1 protein-coding gene and 1 pseudogene are annotated in these 22,932 nt (G+C 73.6%); both read right to left on the minus strand.

Going from position 1 to position 22,932, the window contains the following annotated elements; all coding sequences use genetic code 11:
• Positions 1 to 11: 11 nt before the first annotated feature.
• The gene (locus BLU81_RS50615) at positions 12 to 14,945 is read right to left on the minus strand and encodes a type I polyketide synthase (RefSeq protein ID WP_456236554.1); all 14,934 of its coding nucleotides are present in this window, start codon (positions 14,943 to 14,945) and stop codon (positions 12 to 14) included.
• 340 nt (positions 14,946 to 15,285) lie between these two features.
• Positions 15,286 to 22,797 (minus strand): annotated as a pseudogene (locus BLU81_RS49795) (type I polyketide synthase); the annotation flags it as partial.
• Positions 22,798 to 22,932: the final 135 nt, after the last annotated feature.

The following is a 22,932-nucleotide window of genomic DNA, read 5'->3' on the forward strand; positions in this document are numbered from 1 at the left end:
TCTGGGCCGGGTCACGGAGTGCCGAGCTCGTCGAGGAGGTCGAACAACTCGTCGGCGGTCGCCGAGTCGAGGTCGTCTTCGGGGGTCGTCTCCGGGGTCGCCCAGGTGGCCAGGGCTCGCAGCCGCTGAGCCACTGCCGCCCGGTGATCGTCGTCGAGGGCGGCCGCCCGGAGACTCGTCTCCAGGGCGGTGATCTCGGCGAGGAACACGTCGGCGGGGTCGGCCGGAGCCGGAGGTGCCAGCAGTTCGCCGAGGTGGCGGGTCAGCGCGGTCGGCGACGGGTGATCGAACAGCAGGGTGGCGGGCAGGCGCAGACCGGTCTCGGCGTGCAGGCGATTGCGCAACTCCACCGCGGTCAGCGAGTCGAAGCCCAGTTCGAGGAAACCGCGGACCGGGTCGACGTCCCGCGCGGACGGGTAGCCGAGGATCGCGGCGGTACGCGTGCGGACCAGGTCCAGCAGGGTCCGCTCGCGGTCGGTCCCGCTCAGCGGCGCCAACTGGGCGGCCAGGTCCGGTTCCGGTGCCGAGGCGGCCGCCCGGCGGGTGACCGTGACCAGGCTGCGCAGCAGAGCGGGGACTTCGTCGCCGCCCTCGGCCGCCGCGGTGCGGACCGCGGCGAGGTTCAGGGCGATCGGGGCCAGCAGCGGGCGGCCGGTAGCCACCGCGGCGTCGAAAGCGGCCAGGCCGTCGGCGGGACTGAGCGCCCCGAACCCGGTGACGGCCATCCTTCGACGGTCGGCCCCGGCGAGGGTCGCGCCCATGCCGGCATCCCACAAACCCCAGGCGAGCGAGGTCGCGGGCACGCCTTCGGCGCACAACTTGATGGCGTACGCGTCGAGAAAAGCGTTCGCCGCCGCGTAGTTCGCCTGTCCCGCGTTGCCGAACAGGCCCGAGGCCGATGAGAACAGGACGAACGCTTGCAGCGGCTTGCCGCGAGTGGCGGCGGCCAGGTTCACGGCCGCGTTCACCTTCGCACCGAACACAGCCTCCAGGCGGTCCGCGGTCAGGTCGGTCAGGACACCGTCGTCGAGCAGGCCCGCGGCGTGGATGACCGCGGTCACCGGCTCGTCGCGGAGGACTGCGGCCACCGCTTCGGGGTCGGAGAGGTCGCAGGCGAGGGCACGGACCCGCACCCTTTCGGTGCCGTGGCCGTCGATGTCGAGCGACTTGCCGGAGCGGGACAGCAGCAGCAGGTCACGGACTCCGTGGGTGGCCGCGAGATGACGGGCGACGAGACCGCCGAGGGTTCCGGTCGCGCCGGTCACCACCACGACGCCGTCGCCGAAGCTCGCGGTTCCGTCGGTGCCGGCCCGGGTCAGGCGCGGCACCGAGACCACGCCGTCGTGGACCACCGCCTCCGGGGCCGGGTAGTGGGCCGGTTCGCCGGCGTCGAGCAGGTGGAACCGGCCGGGGTGTTCCGACTGGGCCGCGCGGACCAGGCCCCACAGGGCGGCGCCGTCCGGATCGGTGATCGTGGGCCCGGCGGCTCCCGAAGTCCACACCACCAGGGACGACTCGGCGCGGGCGGGATCGGCGAGCCATTGCTGCAGCACCGTGAGCAGGGCAGCGGTGCGGTCCAAGGCGGTGCCGGAGGCGGTCGCGTCCACCACGAGCAGGTCCACGGCGGCCGGGAGTACTTCGCCGAGCATCGCGGACGGGGCCGGGAGCGGGTCGCCGAGTTTGACGATCGCTGTCGGGGCGGTGCCGGGGGTGAGGTCCTGGCGGATCCAGTCCACGGCATACACCGAGCGGGTCTTGGCGGAGGCGCCGAACTGTTCGGCGGTGACCGGGCGGAAGGCCAGTTCGTCGATGCTGAGTACCGGTGAACCGGTGGCGTCCACGGCTGACACGCGGACGGTGCTGTCGCCGGTTCGGATCAGCCGGACCCGCAACTCCCCCGCGCCGGTGGCGTGCAGGCGCGCGCCGGTGACCGCGAACGGCAGCCGAACCGTCGGCAGGTTCGTCTCGTCCCGCCCACCGGTGGCGCCGAACAGGTCGGTGGCTCCGATGGCGTGCAGGGCGGCGTCGAGCAGCGCCGGGTGCACACCGAAGTCCCCGGGATCCGTGCCGTCGAGGCGAACCTCCGCGATCACCTCGTCACCGTCGCGGCTGGCCGAGGTGAGTGCCTGGAACAGCGGGCCGTAGCTCAGTCCGGCCTCGGCGAGGCCTTCATAGAGTCCGTCGAGGTCGGCAGGTGTCCCGGGCCCGCCCGGTTCGATGGACGAGGACGTGCCGGTACCGGGTGAGAGGGTGCCGATTGCGTGGGTGGTCCACTTCTCGGTGCCGTCGGCGCGTGAGTAGACGGTCAGGGTTCGGCGGCCGTCTGCGGCGGGTGCCGCGACCGTGACCCGTAGGGCGATTCCCCCCTCGTCGGGCACGGTCAGGGGGGTCTGGAGCAGTAGTTCGTCCACTACCGGTGTGCCCGCTGCGGCGCCGGTGACCAGGGCGATGTCGAGAAGTGCGGCGCCCGGGACCACCACGGTCCCGTGGACCATGTGGTCGGCGAGCCAGGACGGGCTTCCGGCGGTCAGGTGGCCGGTGAACAGCCGGGCCTCGCTGTCCGGGAGTGCCACGGCCGCGCTCAGCAGCGGGTGTCCACCGTCGTGCAACCCGGTACCGGCCAGGTCGGTGCCGACGGCGCGTACCGAATCGTCGGCGAGGTCGATCCAGAGCCGCTGGTGCTGGAACGGATAGGTCGGCAGGTCCAGGACGGGCGCCGGGCCGGGGCCGAAAGTGGCGGCCCAGTCGACGTGCTGCCCGTCGGTGAAGAGCTGGGCGGCTGAGGTGAGCAGGGTGGTGACCTCGTCACGGTCGCGGCGGAGCGTGGCGACGGCGTCCGGGATCAGGGTGGCCAGAACGGTGTCCGGGCCTACTTCCAGGACCCGGGCGTTGCCCAGCCTCGTTGCCGCGTCGGCGAAGCGGACCGGCTCGCGGACCTGACGCACCCAATACGACGGATCCATCCAATCACCCGTTGAATCAACAGATGACACGTACGACAGCCGCGGCTCACGGAACGTCAATGTCGAAACAACCGCACCGAAGTCGGTCAGCATCGGATCCATCAACCGCGAATGAAACGCATGACTCGTCCGCAGACGGGTGGTCTTCCATTCCGACGCCACGACTCCCGCGACATCGGACTCGTGACCGGAAACCACCACCGACCGGGGGCCGTTCACCGCGGCGATGTCGATATCCGGGAACACCGACCGCACCTCGGCCTCCGACGCCAGCACCGACACCATCACCCCACCGGCCGGCAACGCCTGCATCAGACGAGCACGCGCCGACACCAACGTGGCCGCATCCCGCAACGACAAGACCCCAGCCGCGTAAGCCGCCGCGATCTCACCGATCGAATGACCCACCACCACATCCGGCACGACACCCCACGAACGCAGCAGCGATAGCAGCGCCACCTCCAAAGCGAAGATCGCCGGCTGCGCACAACCCGTGTCGTCGATGTCTCCGGACAGATCCAACAACGCGGTGACCTCGTCATAGGCGGCCCGATACACCGGGAAAGCCTCGTAGAGACCCCGGCCCATGCCGAGACGCTGCGCGCCCTGACCGGTGAAGACCATCGCGAGCCGGCGATCCGCCGCACGCCCGCTGGCCACTGGTTCGAACCCGGCACCGCTCAGCAGCACGGCCCGATGCGGAAGGACCGCACGCCGGGTCAGCGCGTGCCCGACCGCCACCACGTGCCCGACCGTGACCCCGGGCCAGGCCGGTGCCACCGGCCCGACCGGCGCCGGGGACCCGACCGTCACTGCGGACCCGACCTGTGCCGCAGGCTGGGCGGGAGGATCGCTGAGCTCCGCTCGTACCAGCGCGATCTGCTCGTGAAGTGCGGCGGGATCGTTTGCCGACACGACCAGCGGGACGACACGCCGGGCCGATGGGGCGGGCGCCGGCGCGGGCGCGGGCGCCTCTTCGAGGATGACGTGGGCGTTGGTGCCGCTGATGCCGAACGACGAGACGCCGGCCCGACGGGTTCGGGGGCCCGCCGGCCACGGTTGGGCGCAGGTGAGCAGTTCGACGTTGCCGGCCGACCAGTCGACCTTGGTACTGGGCGCGTCTACGTGCAGGGTGGGCGGCAGGACGCCGTGCCGCAGGGCCTGGACCATCTTGATGATCCCGGCGACACCGGCGGCGGCCTGGGTGTGACCGAGGTTCGACTTGATCGAACCCAGCCACAGCGGGCTGCCTGACCGATCCTGACCATAAGTGGCCAGCAGCGCCTGTGCTTCGATCGGGTCGCCGAGGGTGGTGCCGGTGCCGTGGGCCTCGACGGCGTCCACGTCCTGCGGGTTCAGCGCGCCGGCGGCGAGCGCCGCCCGGATGACACGCTGCTGTGACGGGCCGTTCGGGGCGGTCAGGCCGTTGGAGGCGCCGTCCTGGTTGACGGCGGTGCCGCGAACGATCGCGAGGATGCGGTGCCCGTGCCGTTCGGCGTCGGACTGCCGCTCGACCAGCAGCATGCCGACGCCCTCGCCCCAGCCGGTGCCGTCGGCCGCGTCCGCGAACGACTTGCAGCGGCCGTCGGCGGCCAGCCCGCGCTGCCGGGAGAAACCGGTGAACGTGTCCGGGGTCGCCATCACGGTGACGCCGCCGGCCAGGGCGAGATCGCATTCCCCGGACCGCAGCGCCTGCACCGCCAGATGCAGGGCGACCAGCGACGACGAGCAGGCAGTGTCGACGGTGACGGCCGGGCCCTCCAAGCCGAACGAGTAGGAGATGCGGCCGGACGCGACGCTGCCGGAGTTGCCGGTGCCGAGGAAACCTTCGACCTCCTCCGGTACGGCGGTGAGGCGGCCGAGGTAGTCGTGGTACATCAGGCCGACGAAGACCCCGGTCCGGGAACCGCGCAGACCGAGTGGGTCGACGCCGCCGTGTTCCAGGGCCTCCCACGAGGATTCGAGCAGCAGCCGCTGCTGCGGGTCCATGGCCATGCCCTCGCGGGGGCTGATCCCGAACAGTCCGGGGTCGAAGTCGGCGGCCCGGTAGAGGAAGCCGCCCTCCCGCGCGTACGAGGTGCCGGGGTGGTCGGGATCGGGGTGATAGATGTCGGCCCAGTCGCGGTCGGTGGGGAACGGGCCGATGCCGTCCCGGCCGGCGGCGACCAGGTCCCACAGTCCGTCCGGTGAGGTGATCCCGCCGGGGTATCGGCAGGCCATGCCCACGATCACGATCGGATCACCGGTGTTCGGGGCGGGCCCGGCCGGGACCGTCGGCGCGGCGGCCGGGGCCGGGCCGGACAGCCGGGTGACGAGGAGTTCGGCGACGGCGGTGGCGTTCGGATGGTCGAAGATCAGGGTGGCGGGCAGGCGCAGGCCCGTCTCGGCGGCGAGACGATTGCGCAGTTCGACCGCGGTCAGCGAGTCGAAGCCCAGTTCGCGGAAGGCGCGGGTGGCCGGGACGGCGTCCGGGTCCGGGTAACCGAGGACGGCCGCGGTGTGGGTGCGGACGGTGGCGAGGGCGGCCCGGAGCCGGTCGGCCTCCTCCAGTCCGGCCAGGTGCCAGGTGGGTGCGGCCGACGGGGCCGTGGTGACGGCGCGGCGCCGACCACCGGGCCGGATCAGGCCGTGCAGCAACGGCGGGACGTCTCCGGCGGCGCGCAGGGCGGCCAGGTCCAGGCGGATCGGGACGTTCAGCGGGTGGCCGGTGGTCAGCGCCGCGTCGAACAGCGCGAGACCGGCCTCGGCATCCAGCGCGCCATATCCGGCCCGGGTCATCCGGCGGCGATCGTTGTCGGACATCGCCGCGCCCAGGCCGGCATCCCACAGACCCCAGGCGAGGGCGGTGACAGGCACGCCTTCGGCGCGGAGCTTGCTGGCGTACGCGTCCAGAAAGGCGTTGGCGGCGGCGTAGTTGGCCTGTCCCGCGTTGCCGAACAGCCCCGAAGCCGACGAGAACAACACGACCGCGGTCAACTGCCGGTCCCGGGTCGCGGCGATCAGGTTACGGGCCGCGTCCACCTTCGGCCCGAGAACCGTGGCCAGCCGCTGCGGGGTCAGGTCGGTGAGCATCCCGTCGTCGATGAGTCCCGCGGCGTGCACGATCGCCGTCACCGGTTCGTCGCGCAGGGCCGCGGCCACCGCCTCCGGATCGGCCAGATCACAGGACCGGGCGCGGACGTTCGCGCCCTCGATCGTCAGGGATCCACCGCTGCGGGAGAGCAGCAGCAACTCCCGGACGCCGTGGGCTTTCACCAAGTGCCGGGCGATCAGGCCGCCGAGTGTGCCGGTCGCCCCGGTCACCACGACCACACCGTCACCCGCCAGGGTCAGGCCGCCGGCGCCGTTCTCAGCGCCGGGCTTGTCGGCGCCGGGCTTGTCGGCGCCGGGCTTGTCGGCGCCGGGCTTGTCGGCGCCGGGCTTGTCGGCGCCGGGCTTGTCGGCGCCGGGCTTGTCGGCGCCGGGCTTGTCGGCGCCGGGCTTGTCGGCGCCGGGCTTGTCGGCGCCGGCTTGGAACAGGGCACCGCCCTTCCCGGTTCTCGCCCGGATCAGGCGCGGTACCGACACCGCGCCGTCGCGGATGATCGCCTCGGGCAGCGGGAGGTACACGTCGGTGTCGGCGTCGAGCAGGTGCAGGCGCCCGGGGTGTTCGGCCTGAGCGACCCGGACCAGGCCCCACAGGGCGGCGCCGTCCGGGTCGGTGATCTCCGGTCCGGCCGCGCCGAAGGTGCGCACCGCCAGGCTGGAGTCCGCCCAGGACGGATCGGCCAGCCAGCTCTGCAGCAGCGTGAGCAGGGCCGACGCGCGTTCCCGGGCCGGGCCGGACGCGGTCGCGTCGACGAGCAGGACACGCCCGGCTACGGGCAGCGGGTCGCCGAGGGACATCACGACCGGCGTCTCCGGGGTGGGCGCCGTCTCCTGGGCCGTCCACTCGACGGTGAAGAGGGAGCGGCCGGCGGTGTCCTCGGGTGTCGCGGCCCGGAAGACCACGCCGTCCACGGTGGCCACCGGCTCACCAGCGGCATCGATCGCGTCGACCCGGACACTGTCGCCGTCGAGTCGCAGCCGGGCGCGCAGCAGGGTGGCGCCGTCCGCGTGCACGGTGACCCCGGTGAAGGCGAACGGCAGCCGGGTCTCCCCGCCCGCACCGGCACCGGCTAGGTCACCCGCACCACCGACGGTATCCGCATCGGCGAGAGCACCAGCACCGGCACCGGCGCTGAGGCCGTGCAGGATGGCGTCGAGCAGGGCGGGGTGGACGGCGAATCCGGCCGGGTCGCCGGTAAGGGCGGCCTCCACGTAGAGGTCGTCACCGGCACGCCACACTTCGCGCAGGCCACGGAAGATACGGCCGTAGTCGTAGCCGGCGACCGCGAGCCGATCGTACAAGCCGCTGGTGTCGATCTTGATGCCCTCGGCCGGGGGCCATGCGAACGTCTCGGCGGCGCTGGATGTCTCGGCCACGAAGCCGCTGGCGTGCAGCGTCCACGGGGTGCCGGGCCCGGCCGGATCACCGGGGCAGGAGTGGACGGCGACCGGGCGGCGGCCGCTGGAATCCAGCGCGCCCACGCTGACCTGAACGGTCGCGCCCAGAACCGGGTCGAGGGCGAGCGGCCGGCCCAGCACCAGTTCGTCGACCGCCGGTGCGCCGACCGTCGCGCCGGCGGTGAGAGCGAGGTCGAGCAGGGCGGTGCCGGGCACCAGGACGGCGCCGAGAACGGTGTGGTCGGCGAGCCACGGCTGGGCGCGCACGCTCAGCCGGCCGGTGAGAAGCGTGCCTTCCGTGCCGGTGGGCGGCGGCCCGTCCGTACCGGCGAGCGGAACGGACTCGGCCAGCAGCGGAATCGACACGGCCAGCAGTGGGTGGCCGGTCGGGGTCAGGCCGAGGCCGGCCGGGTCGGAGGCGGTGCCGGTGCCGGGTTCCGGCCAGTAGCGCTGCCGCTGGAAGGCGTAGGTGGGCAGGCCGGGCAGGGGGACGCCGGCGCCGTCGAACACGGCCGTCCAGTCCACCGCGGTGCCCCGGGTGAAGATCGTGGCGGCGGCGGTGAGCAGCGTGGTGACCTCGTCACGGTCCTTGCGCAGGGTGGGCACGGCGATCGCGTCCGGTGCGACGGTGCCGGTCAGCGCGGTCAGGACACCGTCCGGGCCGACTTCGAGGAACCGGGTTATCCCCTGGGCGGTCAGCGCGGTGACGGCGTCGGCGAACCGGACCGGGCGGCGGATCTGCTCGACCCAGTACTCGGGGTCGTCCCAGCGGGGTGGGCTGCCCGGGTCGACGGTGGACACCGCCGACAGCTGCGGCACGGACAGGTCGAGACCGGCGACGACGGTGCGGAACTCGGCGAGCATCGGTTCCATCAGCCGGGAGTGGAAGGCGTGGCTGGTGCGCAGCCGGGTGGTCTTCCAGCCGGGCATCGCCGGGATGCCGGCTCCGGACACCACCACCGACCGCGGGCCGTTGACCGCGGCGATGTCCAGGTCCGGGAACGCCGCCCGGACCTCGGCCTCGGACGCCTGCACCGACACCATCACCCCACCGGGCGGCAGCGCCTGCATGAGGCGGGCCCGGGTGGACACCATGGTGGCGGCGTCGGCGAGGGTGAGGACCCCGGCCGCGTACGCCGCCGCGATCTCACCGATCGAATGGCCGGCCACCGCGTCGGGGGTCACCCCCCAGTGCCGGAGCAGGGCCAGCAGCGCGATTTCCAGGGCGAACAGGGCGGGCTGGGCGTACTCGGTGCGGTCCAGGGCGTCCGGGTCGGCGAAGACCACGAGGCGCAACGGCTGTTCCAGGACCTCGTCGAAGTGAGCGCACACCTCGTCGAAGGCGGTGGCGAAGACCGGGAACGCGGCGTACAGCTGCTCGCCCATCGCCAGGCGCTGCGCGCCCTGACCGGTGAAGATCAGCGCGAGCCGGCCGTCGGTGGTCTCGGCGTGGGCGGCGGTGTCGCCCCGTTTGAGGGTGCGCAAGGCCTGCGCCCGGTTGGCGGCGAGGTGGACGGCGCGGTGCGCGAGCGCGGCCCGGCCGGCCGTCGTGCGGGCCACGTCGAACAGGCCGGCGTCCGGGTTGGCCTCGATCCAGTCCCGCAGCCGGACGGTCTGCTCGGCCAGCCCGTCCGCGGTCGCCGCCGACAGCACGAGCGGCGCCAGGGACAAGGCCGGGCGGCGCCGGGGCTGGTCGGCGGCGGGTTCGGCGGGTGGTTCCTCCAGGATGACGTGGGCGTTGGTGCCGCTGACCCCGAAAGCGGAGACACCCGCTCGGCGCGGTCGGTCGCCGGCCGGCCAGGGTGTCGCGGTCGTCAGCAGTTCGACGGCGCCCGCGGTCCAGTCGGCGCCGGGTGTCGGCGCGTCCACGTGCAGGGTGCGCGGCAGCAGCCCGTGCCGCATGGCGAGGACCATCTTGATGATCCCGGCGGAGCCCGCGGCGGATTGGGTGTGCCCGATGTTCGACTTGATCGAGCCCAACTTCAAAGGCCGATCCCGATCGCGGCCGTACGCCGTCAGAAGGGCCTGTGCCTCGATCGGGTCACCGAGCGTGGTGCCGGTGCCATGGGCCTCCACCGCGTCCACGTCGGCCGGAGTGAGACCGGCGTCGGCCAGCGCGGCCCGGATCACCCGCTGCTGGGCGGGGCCGTTGGGGGCGGTCAGGCCGTTGGAGGCGCCGTCCTGGTTGATCGCCGACCCGCGAACCACCGCGAGCACCGGCCGGCCGGCCGCGCGAGCCGTGGACATCCGCTCGGCGAGCAGCATGCCGACGCCCTCGGCCCAGCCGGTGCCGTCGGCGGCCGCCGCGAAGGCTTTGCAGCGGCCGTCGGCGGCGAGCCCGCGCTGCTTGGAGAACTCGGTGAAGGTGCCCGGTGTCGCCATCACGGTGACCCCGCCGACCAGGGCCGCCTCGCATTCGCCGCGGCGCAGCGACTGGGCGGCCAGGTGCAGGGCCACCAGCGACGACGAGCAGGCCGTGTCGACGGTGACGGCCGGGCCCTCCAGCCCGAACGTGTAGGCGATCCGGCCGGAGGCGACACTGCCGGCGCTGCCGATGCCGAGGTAGCCGCTGAGGTCCTCGGCGCTCTCCTCCAGCAGCGACACGTAGGCCTGGTGGGTGGCGCCGACGAAAACGCCGACCTGACGGCCGCGCAGCGAGAGCGGGTCGAGGCCGGCTCGTTCCAGGGCCTCCCACGCGGTCTCCAGCAGGAGCCGCTGCTGCGGGTCCATGGCCAGCGCCTCGCGGGGGCTGATGCCGAACAGGCCGGGGTCGAAGCGGTCGGCGCCGGTGAGGAACCCGCCGTGCACGGTGGACGAGGTGCCGGAGCGCAGGCCGTCCGGGTCGTGCAGGGCGGCGATGTCCCAGCCGCGGTCGGCCGGGAACGTGCCGATCGCGTCGACCTCGGCGGCGACCAGGTCCCACAGTTCGTCGGGGGTGCTGACACCACCGGGGAACCGGCAGGCCATCGCGGTGAGCACGATCGGGTCGTCGTCGGCCGCCACCGCAACCACCGGCGTCACCGGCACGGCGGCCTCGCCACCGGCGACCTCGGTCAGCAGGTATCGGGCGAGGTCGGCCGGCGTCGGATGGTCGAACGCCAGCGTCGGCGGCAGGCGCAGTCCCGTCTCGGTGACCAGTGCGTTGCGCAGTTCGACAGCGGTGAGCGAGTCGAAACCCAGTTCCCGGAACGGGCGTTTGACCGCGATCGCGTCGGCGGACGGATAGCCCAGGACCCGGGCCGCGTGTGCGCGGACCAGGTCGACCAGTTCGGATTCGCGGCGGGCCGGGGGCAGTCCGGCGAGCCGGGCACGCCAGCCGGTGTCGGCCACCGGCGCGGCGGGTGCGGCCAGGGCGGCGACCTCGGGCAGGTCCTCCAGCAGCGGACGGCGGCGGGCCGCGGCGAACGTCGCGGTGAACACCGGCCAGTCGACGTCGGCGACGGTCAGCAGCGGGCTGCCGCTTCCGGCCGCCTGCCGCAGTGCCTCCATCGCCGGTTCGGGAGCCAGGGCGGTCAGGCCGCGTCGGCTCAGGGCGGCGCTGGTCTGTTCGTCGGTGGCCATGCCGGCGTCGGCCCACGGCCCCCAGGCGATCGAGGTGCCGGCGAGTCCCCGGGCGCGCCGGCGCTGGGCCAGGGCGTCCAGTCCGGCGTTCGCGGCCGAGTAGGCGGCGCCCCAGCCACTGCCCCAGGTGGCGGCGATCGAGGAGAACAGCACGAAGGCGTCGAGCGGGGTGTCGCCGAGCAGTTCGTCCAGGTGCAGGGCGCCGCTGGTCTTACCGGCCAGCACCGTGTCCAGGGCGGCGTCGTCGAGGTCGGTCAGAGCGGCGCTGTGCGCGATACCGGCGGCGTGCACCACCGCGGTCAGCGGCGCCTCGGTGTCGGCGGTGGCCAGGGCGAGCAGATCGGCGGCCGCGGTACGGTCGGCCAGATCGGTGGCGAGGACCGTCACCCGGGAACCGGCCGCGCGCAGTTCGGCGGCGAAGTCGGTGGCCCCCGGCGCGTCCGGCCCGCGGCGGCTGGCGAGGATCAGGTGGGCGGCGCCGTTGCTCGCGGCCCAGCGGGCGACATGGCCACCGAGCGCGCCGGTCCCCCCGGTGATCAGCACGGTCCCGCGCGGCTGCCAGCCGGTGCCGGTGCCGGTGCCGGTGCCGGTGCCGGTGCCGGTCGAAGCTTGCGTGAGGCGACGGACCAGCAGGCCGCTGGGCCGGATCGCGATCTGGTCCTCGGCGTCGAGGCCGCCGGCGAGCACCGCGACGAGCCGGTCGGCGACGCGCGGATCACCGTTGATCAGGCTTGAGCAGAGCGGGGCCGGCAGGTCGAGCAGGCCGCCCCAGCGGTCCGGGTATTCCAGGCCCACCACCCGGCCGAGGCCCCAGACCTGGGCCTGGCCGACGTCGCCGCCCGGGTCGGCGGGTCCGGCGGCGACCGCGCCGTGGGTGATGATCCAGAGCGGACCGGCGGCGGCGTCCTCGACGGCCTGGGCGACCGCGAGGGCCGCGGACAGGGCGTCGGAACTCTGCGGGAGCAGGATCACTCCAGAGCTGCCGCGCAGCGGGGCGGCGAGTTCGTTCCGGCTCGCGACGGGAACGACGATCACGTCCGCACCGGCTCCGGTGAGCAAGGCCACGACGTCGGCGGCATCGGTGAGCGGGGGCGTCCTGGCGTCGGCCGGGGGTTCGGTGATCAGGACCCACGTGCCGGAGAGCGGGCGGAGGGCGGGGTCCGGGACGGGCTTCCAGGTTTCGGTGTAGCGCCAGGTGGTGAGCTGGTCCCGGTGCTGTTCGCGGCGGTGCCACTGGGCCAGGGCGGGGACCAGTGTGGTCAAGGTGGTCTGGTGGGATGCGGCGTCGATGTGCAGTTCGCGGGCCACCGCGCTGAGGTCGGCGGCGTCGATGGCGGTCCAGAGGCCGGTGGAGCCGAAAGCCGTGGAGGCCGGGTCTCCGGCGGCGGAGGTGGCAGGGGCCGGGCGCAGCCAGTACCGCTGGTGGTCGAAGGGGTAGGACGGGAGGTCGGTGGGGCGGGCGCCGGTGCCGTCGAACAGGGCCGGCCATTGGATGTCGTGGCCGTGCACGAACAGTTCGGCGATCGCGGTGAGCAGGGTGGTGGGCTCGTCACGGTCGCGGCGCAGGGCCGCCACGGCGACGGTCTCCGGGTCGGCGACCATCGCGGTCAGCACGGTGTCCGGCCCGAGTTCGAGGACCAGGTCGGCTTCCAGGGCGTCCACGGCTTCGGCGAACCTCACCGGCTCGCGGACCTGGCGTACCCAGTACTCCGGGTCGGTCCACTCCCCCCACGCGTCGACCGTCGACACGTAGGCCAGGCGCGGCTGCTGGAAGGTGATGCCGGCGACGGCGGCCCGGAAGTCCGCCAGCATCGGGTCCATCAGCCGCGAATGGAACGCGTGGCTGGTCCGTAGCCGGGTGGTCTTCCACTGCGGCATCTCCGGAACATCCAGACCGGAGACGACCACCGCCCGGGGCCCGTTCACGGCGGCGATGTCGAGGTCCGGGAACGCCGCCCGCACCTCGGCCTCGGACGCCTGCACCGCGACCATCGCTCCGCCAGCGGGCAACGCCTGCATCAGACGGGCACGAGCGGACACCAGCATCGCCGCGTCCTCCAGCGAGAACACCCCGGCCGCATAGGCCGCCGCGATCTCACCGATCGAATGACCCGCCACCACGTCCGGCACGACACCCCACGACCGGACCAACGCCAGCAGCGCCACCTCCAAGGCGAAGATCGCCGGCTGCGCAAAACCCGTGTCATCCACATCGCCGGACAGGTCCAGCAAGGCGGTGACCTCGTCATAGGCCGCCCGATAGACCGGGAACGCCTCGGACAGACCCCGGCCCATGTCGAGGCGCTGCGAACCCTGGCCGGTGAAGACGACGGCGAGGCGGCCCTGATCGGACACCGTGCCCCGCACGACCGTGTCGCCGAGCAGCACTGCCCGGTGCTCGTTCCTCGGGCGGCCGGCGAGGGTGAGGCCCACGTCGAGCAGGTCGGCGTCGACAGTACGGATCCGGTGCAGGAGGGTGTCGAGGGAGCCGGCGGAGCGCGCGGTGACCACCAGCGGCACGACCGCGGGAGCTGGTGCGACGGCCGCCACCGGGGGCACGGCGGGGGCCTGCTCCAGGATCAGGTGGGCGTTGGTGCCGCTGATACCGAACGAGGACACCGCCGCCCTGCGGGGCCGGTCCACGGCGGGCCACTCACGGGCCGTGGTCAGCAGTTCCACCGCCCCGGAGGCCCAGTCGACCTGGGGTGTCGGCTCGTCCACGTGCAGGGTCGCGGGCAGGTGGCCGTACCGCAGCGCCTGAATGGTCTTGATGACACCGGCGACACCGGCCGCGGCCTGGGCGTGCCCCATGTTGGATTTGAGCGAGCCGAGCAGCAGCGGGGCGCCGGCCCGGTCCTGGCCGTAGGTCGCCAGCAGAGCCTGCGCTTCGATCGGGTCGCCGAGGCGGGTGCCGGTGCCGTGTGCCTCGACCGCGTCCACGTCCGCGGGCGAAAGGCCACCGGCGGCGAGCGCCTGCAGGATGACCCGCTGCTGGGAGTTGCCGTTGGGGGCGGTGAGGCCGTTGGAGGCGCCGTCGGAGTTGACGGCGCTGCCCCGGATCACCGCGAGGATCGGGTGACCGAGGCGCTGGGCGTCGGAGAGCCGTTCGACCAGGAGCAGGCCGACGCCTTCGGACCAGCCGGTGCCGTCGGCGGCGGCGGCGAACGACTTGCAGCGGCCGTCGCCGGCCAGGCCGCCCTGTTTGGTGAACTCGCCGAACGAGTCCGGGGTCGACATCACCGCCACGCCACCGGCCAGGGCGATCGTGCATTCCCGGTTGCGCAGGGCGCGGGCGGCGATGTGCAGGGCGACCAGCGACGAGGAACAGGCGGTGTCGATGGTGACCGCGGGCCCTTCCAGGCCGAACGTGTAGGCGAGGCGGCCGGACAGGACGGCGGGGGCGGTGCCGGTGAGCAGGTGGCCGACGACGCCGTCGGGCAGGTTCTCGACGTACGAGCCGTAGCCCATGTAGCTGCCGCCGACGAAGACACCGGCCGGGGTGCCGCGCAGGGTCGCCGGGTCGATGCCGGACCGTTCCAGCGTCTCCCAGGCCACTTCGAGCAGGACCCGCTGCTGGGGGTCCATGGCGAGGGCCTCGCGGGGGCTGATGCCGAAGAAGGCCGGGTCGAAGTCGCCGGCGTCGTGCAGGAAGCCGCCGGTGCCGGAACCCATGGCGTCCGAGCCGGGTTCGAACCAGGTGTCCCAGCCCCGGTCGGCGGGGAAACCGGTGATCGCGTCGCGTTCCTCGGTGACCAGCCGCCACAGATCTTCCGGGGAGTTGACGTCACCGGGGAAACGGCAGCCCATCGCCACGACGGCGATCGGTTCCTGGTCCGCGGATTCGATCTCGGCGAGGCGCTGACGAGTCTGGGTCAGGTCCGCCGTCACCCACTTGAGGTAGTCGCGGAGGGTTTCCTCAGTCGCCATTCGCTCCACCTCTGCGGATCACCGAGCGCACGCCTGGACGGCGGCTCGACGCTGAGGCTAGGAGCGCCGGGAGCACCCCCGGCACCCCTAGCGCTCCCCTAGCTGGTCAGCCCCGGCCGAGCTGCGCGTCGATGAATCTCAGCAGCTCGTCGTCGGAGTCCCCGGCCGGTTCCGGAGGCGCCGCGGCCGGGGTGACGCCGCCGTTGTCCAGGGCGGACAGCAGCGCCCGGAGCTTGATCCGCAGTTTGGTGCCGGTGATCGCGTCGGGTACGGCAGTGGTGATCCGCCGGTGCAGTTCGTCAGCGTCGTCGAGAACCGAGCGGGTACTACCGGGCACCAGCTGGATCCGCAGGTACGTCGCCAGCGCCGCCGGGGTGGGGTGGTCGAAGACGAGTGTCGCCGGGCAGCGCAGACCGGTCGACGCGTTGACCCGGTTGCGCAGTTCGACGGCGGTGACCGAGTCGAAGCCGATGTCACGGAAGGCCCGGTCCGGGGCGATCGGTTCGGTCCCCGGGAAGCCGAGCACCGCCGCCACGTGGCCCCGCAGCAGTTCGACCAGTTCCTCGTCGGCCTGGTCGGAATCGACGGCGGCGAGCCGGTCCCGCAGGGTGACGCCGGGATCGGCGAGCGCCTCGTTCAGCAGCGCCCCGGTGACCTGGGCACCGGTCACCGCGACGGCACCGGCCGCGGTGTCCCCGGCATCCGATGGTGACAGCCAGTAGCGGCGGTGCTGGAACGGGTAGGTCGGCGCGTCCGGCAGCCGCCGTCCACCGGTGAGCCAACGGCTCCAGTCGACCTCGGCACCGTGCACCCAGGCACCTGCCAGAGCGCGGATCTGGGCGGCCGGGCCGTCCTCACCGCGGCGCAGCGTCCCCCAGACTCCGGCGCCGGGGGCGGTCTGCTCCAGCGGAAGAGTCAGCACCGGATGCCCGGACACTTCGGCGAACAGCCGGAAGCCACTCGCGGCGAGCGCCGAGACGACCGGGGCGAGGTGTACCGGCCGGCGCAGGTTGGCCCACCAGTAATCGGCGCCGACCGGTTCGGTGACTAGGTCGGCGGTGACGGTGGAGTACCAGGGGATCTCGGGGACCGTGCCGTGCACGTCACCGAGGGCGGCGAGCATGCCGGCGCGGACCGGTTCGACCTGCGGCGAGTGCGACGCGTAGCCGACCTCGACCAGCCGCGCCCGCACACCTTCGCCTTCCAGCCAGGGCACGAACGCCTCGACGGCGTCGCTCTCCCCCGCCACGACGACCTGCGCCGGCGAGTTCACCGCGGCGATCACCAGGGCGGACCAGCGCGGATCGGCCAGATGGGCCTGCACTGCCTCGGCGGGCGCCCCGACCGACGCCATCCGCCCGGTCCCGTCCAGATCCACCAGAGCCCGCGATCGAGCCGCCACCACCCGGGCACCGTCCGCAACCGACAGGGCACCGGCCACCACCGCGGCGGCCACCTCACCCTGCGAATGACCGACGACCGCCGCCGGGCGTACGCCGAACGACTCCCACCACGCCGTCAGCGCCACTGCGACGGCCCACAACACCGGCTGCACGATCTCGACCCGCGCCAGCCAGTCCTCGGTACCGCGCAGAACCGCCTCCACCGAGTAGCCCACCAGCGGCGCCAGCGCGGCATCACACTCGCGCAACCGGTCGGTGAACGCCGCCGAGTCGAGCAGACCGGCCGCCATCCGCAGCCACTGACCGCCCTGGCCGGGGTAGACGAACACCACGTCGGTGCCCTGTGCGGTTCCGGACACCGGAGGCTGCCCGTCGGCGATCGCCGCGAGGCCGTCGAGGTCCCAGGCGACCGCGCGTTCCGGCAGCCCGGCCCGCCCGGCGAGGGTGACGGCCAGGTCGCGTGGGACGGCTCCGCCGCTGAGGAAGTCGTGCATCACCGCGGCCTGGGCCCGCAGACCGGCCGGGTCGGCGGCGGCGAGCAGCAGCGGCACGAGCCCGGGTCCGGTCACCGCGTCGACCGGCGGCTCGATGAACTGTTCGACGATCACGTGCGAGTTGGTGCCACTGACCCCGAACGCGGAGACCCCGGCCCGGCGCGGGCGGCCGGTCGACGGCCACGGCCGGGCCTCGGTCAGCAGTTCGACCCCGCCCCGTTCCCACTCCACGTGCGGGGACGGCTCGTCGACGTGCAGGGTCCGCGGCAGCACGCCGTGCCGGAGGGCGAACACCGTCTTGATCAGGCCGGCCATGCCCGCGGCGGCCTGGGTGTGGCCGATGTTCGACTTGACCGAGCCGAGCCAGAGCGGTTCCCCGGTACGGCCGGTGCCGTAGGTGGCCAGCAGTGCGTTCGCCTCGATCGGGTCGCCGAGGGTGGTGCCGGTGCCGTGCGCCTCGACCGCGTCGATGTCGGCCGGTTCGAGGCGGGCGTTGGCCAGGGCCTGCCGGATGACCGCCTGCTGCGCGGGGCCGCTCGGGGCGGTCAGCCCGTTCGAGGCGCCGTCCTGGTTGACCGCGCTCCCGCGTACCACCGCAAGAACGGGGTGGCCCTTGCGCTGCGCGTCGGAGAGCCGCTCGACCACGAGGACGCCGACGCCCTCGCCCCAGCCGGTGCCGTCGGCCGCGCCCGCGAACGACTTGCACCGGCCGTCTGCGGCGAGCCCGCCTTTGCGGCTGAACTCGACGAACGGCCCGGGCGTCGACATGATCGTGACGCCACCGACCAGGGCCAGGTCGCATTCGCCCTGGCGCAGCGCCTGCGCGGCCAGGTGCAGGGCGACCAGCGACGAGGAGCAGCCGGTGTCGACGGTCATCGCCGGGCCTTCCAGGCCGAACACGTAGGAGACCCGGCCGGAGATCACACTCGCCGCGTTGCCGGTGCCGAGGTGGCCCTCCAGTGCACTGGGGAAGACGCCCATCGACCACAGGTAGTCGGAGCCGTTGGTGCCGGCGAACATGCCGGTGCGGCTGCCGCGCAGGCCGAGCGGGTCGAGTCCGGCGCGTTCCAGCGCCTCCCAGGAGCATTCGAGCAGCAGCCGCTGCTGCGGGTCCATGGCGACGGCCTCGCGCGGGGTGATGCCGAACAGGCGGGCGTCGAAGCCGGCCACGTCGGTGACGAAACCGCCCTCGCTGGTGTAGGTGGTGCCCCGCACCGAACTGTCCGGGTTGACCAGGTCGCCGAGGTACCAGCCGCGGTCGGTGGGGAACGGCGACATCGCGTCGACACCGTCGCTGACCAGCCGCCAGAGGTCCTCCGGCGATCGCACGTCACCGGGGAAACGGCAGCTCATCGCGGTGATGGCGATCGGTTCGTCAAGCATCGCCACGGTCGCCGCGCCGGTGACCGGTCCGGCGGGTGCGGGTGTTCCGGCGACGCGGGCTAGCAGGTGCGCGGCCAGGGCGGCGGCGTTCGGGTGGTCGAAGACGACGGTGGCCGGCAGGGCGAGCCCGGTCTCGGCGCGCAGCCGGTTACGCAGGTCGACGGCGGTCAGCGAGTCGAAACCGAGGTCCCGGAACGGGCGGCGGGGCGCGATCTCGGCACCGCCGGTGTGCCCGAGCACGGCTGCCGCGCTGGACCGGACGAACTCCAGGACGACCCGCTGCTGCTCGGCTGCCGGGAGGCCGGCGAGGCGGGTGGCCAGGCCGGTCCCTGCGGCGGCGGGTTCGTCCACCCCGTCGATCGCCTGCCGTACGGCCGGAATGTCGCCGATCAGCGGACGCGGCCGGATCGCGGTGAACAGTTCGGTGAACCGTGGCCAGTCGACGTCGATGACACAGATCGTGGTGTCGTCCTCGGCCACCGCCCGGCTGAGCGCCTCGATCGCCAGGGCCGGCGGCATCGCGATCACCCCACGGCGGCGCAGGTCCGCACCGACTTCGGCGGACGCCATGCCGGCCTCGGCCCAGGTGCCCCAGGCGATCGCGGTCATCCGGGCGCCCCTGGCGCGGCGCTGTTCGGCGAGGGCGTCGAGGGCGGCGTTGGCGGCGGCGTAGGCGGCGTGCGAATAGCTTCCCCACACTCCGGACAGCGAGGAGAACACGACGAACGCGTCCACGTCGCCGACCAGTTCGTCCAGGTGCAGTGCCCCGGCTACCTTGCCGGCGAGCAGTTGTTCCAGTAGTTCCGGGCCGGTCTCGCCGAACGGCACGTTGGCACCGGTCCCGGCCGCGTGGATCACCGCGTCGACCGGGCCGTACTCGGCCAGCAACGCCGCGACGGCATGCCGGTCGGTCAGGTCATACGCGGCGATCTCCACGACCGTGCCGTCGGTGGCGAGTTCGTCGCGCAACTCGGTGGCGCCGGGAGCGGCGGGGCCGCGACGGCTGGTCAGCACGAGCCGGTCCGCGCCGTTCCCGGCGGCCCAGCGGGCGACCCGGGAGCCGAGCGCGCCGGTGCCGCCGGTGATCAGAACGGTGCCGCGCGGACGCCAGGCCGGGTCGCGGCGGCGCGCCGGTGCGGGAGTGACCCGGCGGACCAGCAGGCCACCGTCGCGGATCGCCAGCTGGTCCTCCGGGAACACCGCCCCGGACAGCACGGTCGTGATGATCTCGCGGGCCCGGTCGTCCACGGTCTCGGGCAGGTCGAGCAGGCCGCCCCAGCGGCCCGGCAGCTCCACGGCGGCGATCCGGGCCAGCCCCCACACCTCGGCCTGGGCCAGACTGCGCGGCGCCCCATCGGCACCGACGGCGCCGCTGGTCAGGACGTGCACGGGCGCTTCGATCCCGGCGTCGCCGAGCGCCTGGAACAGGGTCAGCGTGCCGGCCAGCGCACGGGACACCAGCGGACGGTCCGGCACCGGGCGTTCGTCGAAGGCGAGGAGCGAGACCACCCCGTCGTACGGGCCCGCGGGCAATGCTCCGGCGAGAACGGTCCGGTCGGCGGCCGCGTCCACGGTCACCACGTCACCGGGCAACCCGGTCAACTCCGGAACCTCGGTACCGGCCGGCAGAACCAGTAGCCAGCGGCCACCCGGCCGGGCCGCCGGCGGAACCGGCCGGCCGGTCCAGCCGACCGCGTAACGCCAGCCGTCGATGGTGCTCTCCCGGCCCCGGCGTTCCCGCCACGACGCCAGCCGGTCGTGCACCGCCTCGACGACCTCGGTGGCCAGGCCCAGTTCGCCGGCGAGGGATTCCGGGCCGGCTTCGACAGCGGACCAGAACTCCGGGTCGCCGCCCTGGTCACGGCGCTGTTCCTCGGCGGTCAGCCAGTGCCGGCGGCGCTGGAACGGATAGGTGGGCAGGCCCGGCCGCCACTGGACACCGGCGAACCACGGTGTCCAGTCCACCCGTACGCCCCGGGTCCAGGCTTCGCCGAGCGCCCGGATCCGGGCGGTGGTGTCGTCCTCGCCGCGGCGCAGGGTTCCCCAGACACCGGCGTCCGGGGCGCACTGTTCCAGCGCGACGGTCAGCACCGGGTGGCCGGAGACCTCGGCGAACAGCTGGTGACCGTCGGCGGCCAGCCGCTGGATCACCGGGGCGAACCGGACCTGTTCCCGCAGGTTGGTCCACCAGTAGTCGGCCGGGAGCGCGGTGGTGACCTGTTCGCCGGTGACCGTGGAGAACCACGGGATCCGCGGGATCACGCCGTGGACACCGGACACGGCGGCCAGGATCGCGTCGCGGGCCTGTTCGACCTGCGGCGAATGTGAGGCGTAGCGGACCTCGACCAGACGGGCCCGGACACCCCGGCTCTCGGCCTGGGGGACCAGAGCTTCCAGGCGGGCGCGAGGGCCGGCCACGACGACCTGCTGCGGACTGTTGACCGCGGCGATGACCAGGTCCTCCGGAAGCCAGCTCCGCACGTCGGCGGCCGGCGCGTTAACCGACAGCATGCCGCCGTCGCCGGTCAGGCCGGGCAGCACCCGGGACCGGGCGGCGACCACGCGGGCACCGTCCCGCACCGACAGGGCGCCGGACACCACCGCGGCGACCACCTCGCCCTGGGAGTGGCCGACCACGGCGGCCGGTACCACCCCGTACGACTCCCACCAGGCGGTCAGGGCGACACCGACCGCCCACAGCACCGGCTGGACGATCTCCACCCGGGTCAGCCAGTCGTCGCCGGAACGCAGCGTCTCCTCGACCGAGAAACCGACGTGCGGGCGCAGGGCCGCGTCACATTCGCGCAGCCGGCCGGCGAACGCCGGGCTGTCCAGCAGGCCGAGGGTCATCCGCAGCCATTGGCCACCCTGTCCCGGATAGACGAACACGACGTCGGACGTCTCGAAGGCACTGCCCCCGGCTCGTCCGGCCGCGATCTCGGCGAGGCTGGCGGCGTCCCAGGCGACCGCCCGGTCACCGAGGGCGGATCGCCGGAGCAGGGTGGCACCCGTCGGTGCCGGGGACGCGCCCGCCGCCAGGTGGCCGTGCACCGCGACAGCCTGGGCGCGCAGGGCGGCGACCCCGGAGCCGGAGATCAACAGCGGTACCGGGCCGGGCCCGGCGGTCCCGGTCGCCTCGGTCTCCGGCACGGCGGGCCCGGGGCTCTCGTTCTCCGGCGCGGCGGGCTCGACCGGCGGGTCGGCGGGCTCGGGGTCCGGGTCGCCCTGTTCCAGGATCACGTGGGCGTTCGTGCCGCTCATCCCGAACGACGACACCGCCGAACGGCGCGGGCGCCCGGCCGACGGCCAGGGCCGCGCTGCGGTCAGCAACTCCACCGCACCGGCGGACCAGTCGACCTTCGGGGTCGGCTCGTCGACGTGCAGCGTGACCGGGAGCAGGCCGTGGCGCATCGCCTCGACCATCTTGATGATGCCGCCGACACCGGCGGCGGCCTGGGTGTGGCCGATGTTCGACTTGAGCGACCCGAGCCAGAGCGGCTCCCCGGACCGGTCCCGGCCGTACGTCGCCAGCAGCGCCTGCGCCTCGATCGGATCACCGAGGACGGTGCCGGTGCCGTGCGCCTCGACCGCGTCCACATCGGCCGGGGTCAGGCCGGCGTTCGCCAGGGCCGCCCGGATCACCCGGCGCTGGGCGGGACCGTTCGGGGCGGTCAAGCCGTTGGACGCACCGTCGGAGTTGACCGCGGTACCGCGGATCAGCCCGAGGACCGGGCGCCCGGCGGCACGGGCCGAGGAGAGCCGTTCGACCAGCAGCACCCCGGCGCCCTCGCCCCAGCCGGTGCCGTCGGCGCCGGCCGCGAACGACTTGCAGCGACCGTCGGCGGCCAGGCCACGCTGGCGGGAGAACTCCAGGAAGGTGCCCGGCGTGGACATCACCAGGACTCCGGCGACGAGCGCCTGATCACATTCGCCGTCGCGCAGCGCCCGGGCGGCCAGGTGCAGGGCGATCAGCGACGACGAACAGGCGGTGTCGACGGTGACCGCCGGGCCTTCGAGCCCGAACGTGTAGGCGATCCGGCCGGACAGCACACTCGCGGCGTTCCCGGTGCCGAGATGGCCCTCCAGCTCGCCGGGGTGGTCGCCGAGCAGGCCGAGATAGTCCTGGTCGTTACTACCGGTGAACACTCCGGTCCGGTCGCCGCGCCGGCCCAGCGGGTCCAGGCCGGCCCGCTCGTACGCCTCCCACGCGCACTCCAGCAGCAGCCGCTGCTGCGGATCCATCGCCCGCGCCTCCCGGGGGCTGATGCCGAACAGGGACGCGTCGAAGTCACCGGCGTCATGCAGGAAACCACCGGCCCGGGCGTACGACGTACCAGCGGCCCCCGGATCGTCGCTGAACAGTCCGGTCAGGTCCCAGCCCCGGTCGGCAGGGAACTCCCCGACCGCGTCCCGGCCGTCGGCGACCAGCCGCCACAGGGCCTCGGGGCTGCGTACCCCGCCCGGATAGCGGCAGGCCATGGCGACGATCGCGATCGGTTCGGCGGCCCGTTCGGTGGCCTCCCGCTGTTCGCGGCGCAGCCGGTCGGTCTCCTTCAGCGAGGTGCGCAGGGCCTCGACGAGCTTGTCGTCCGGCTGGGTCATGGTGGGTCTCCGCTCGTGGGCAGTGTGGTCACCGGCGAGGTGCGATCCGCGCCTCGGGTCGCCACGCGAGGAATCAGAGGTCGAGGGCGAGTTTGACCAGGTCGTCGACGTCCA

This window comes from Actinoplanes derwentensis (genome assembly GCF_900104725.1).
GTDB lineage: Bacteria > Actinomycetota > Actinomycetes > Mycobacteriales > Micromonosporaceae > Actinoplanes > Actinoplanes derwentensis.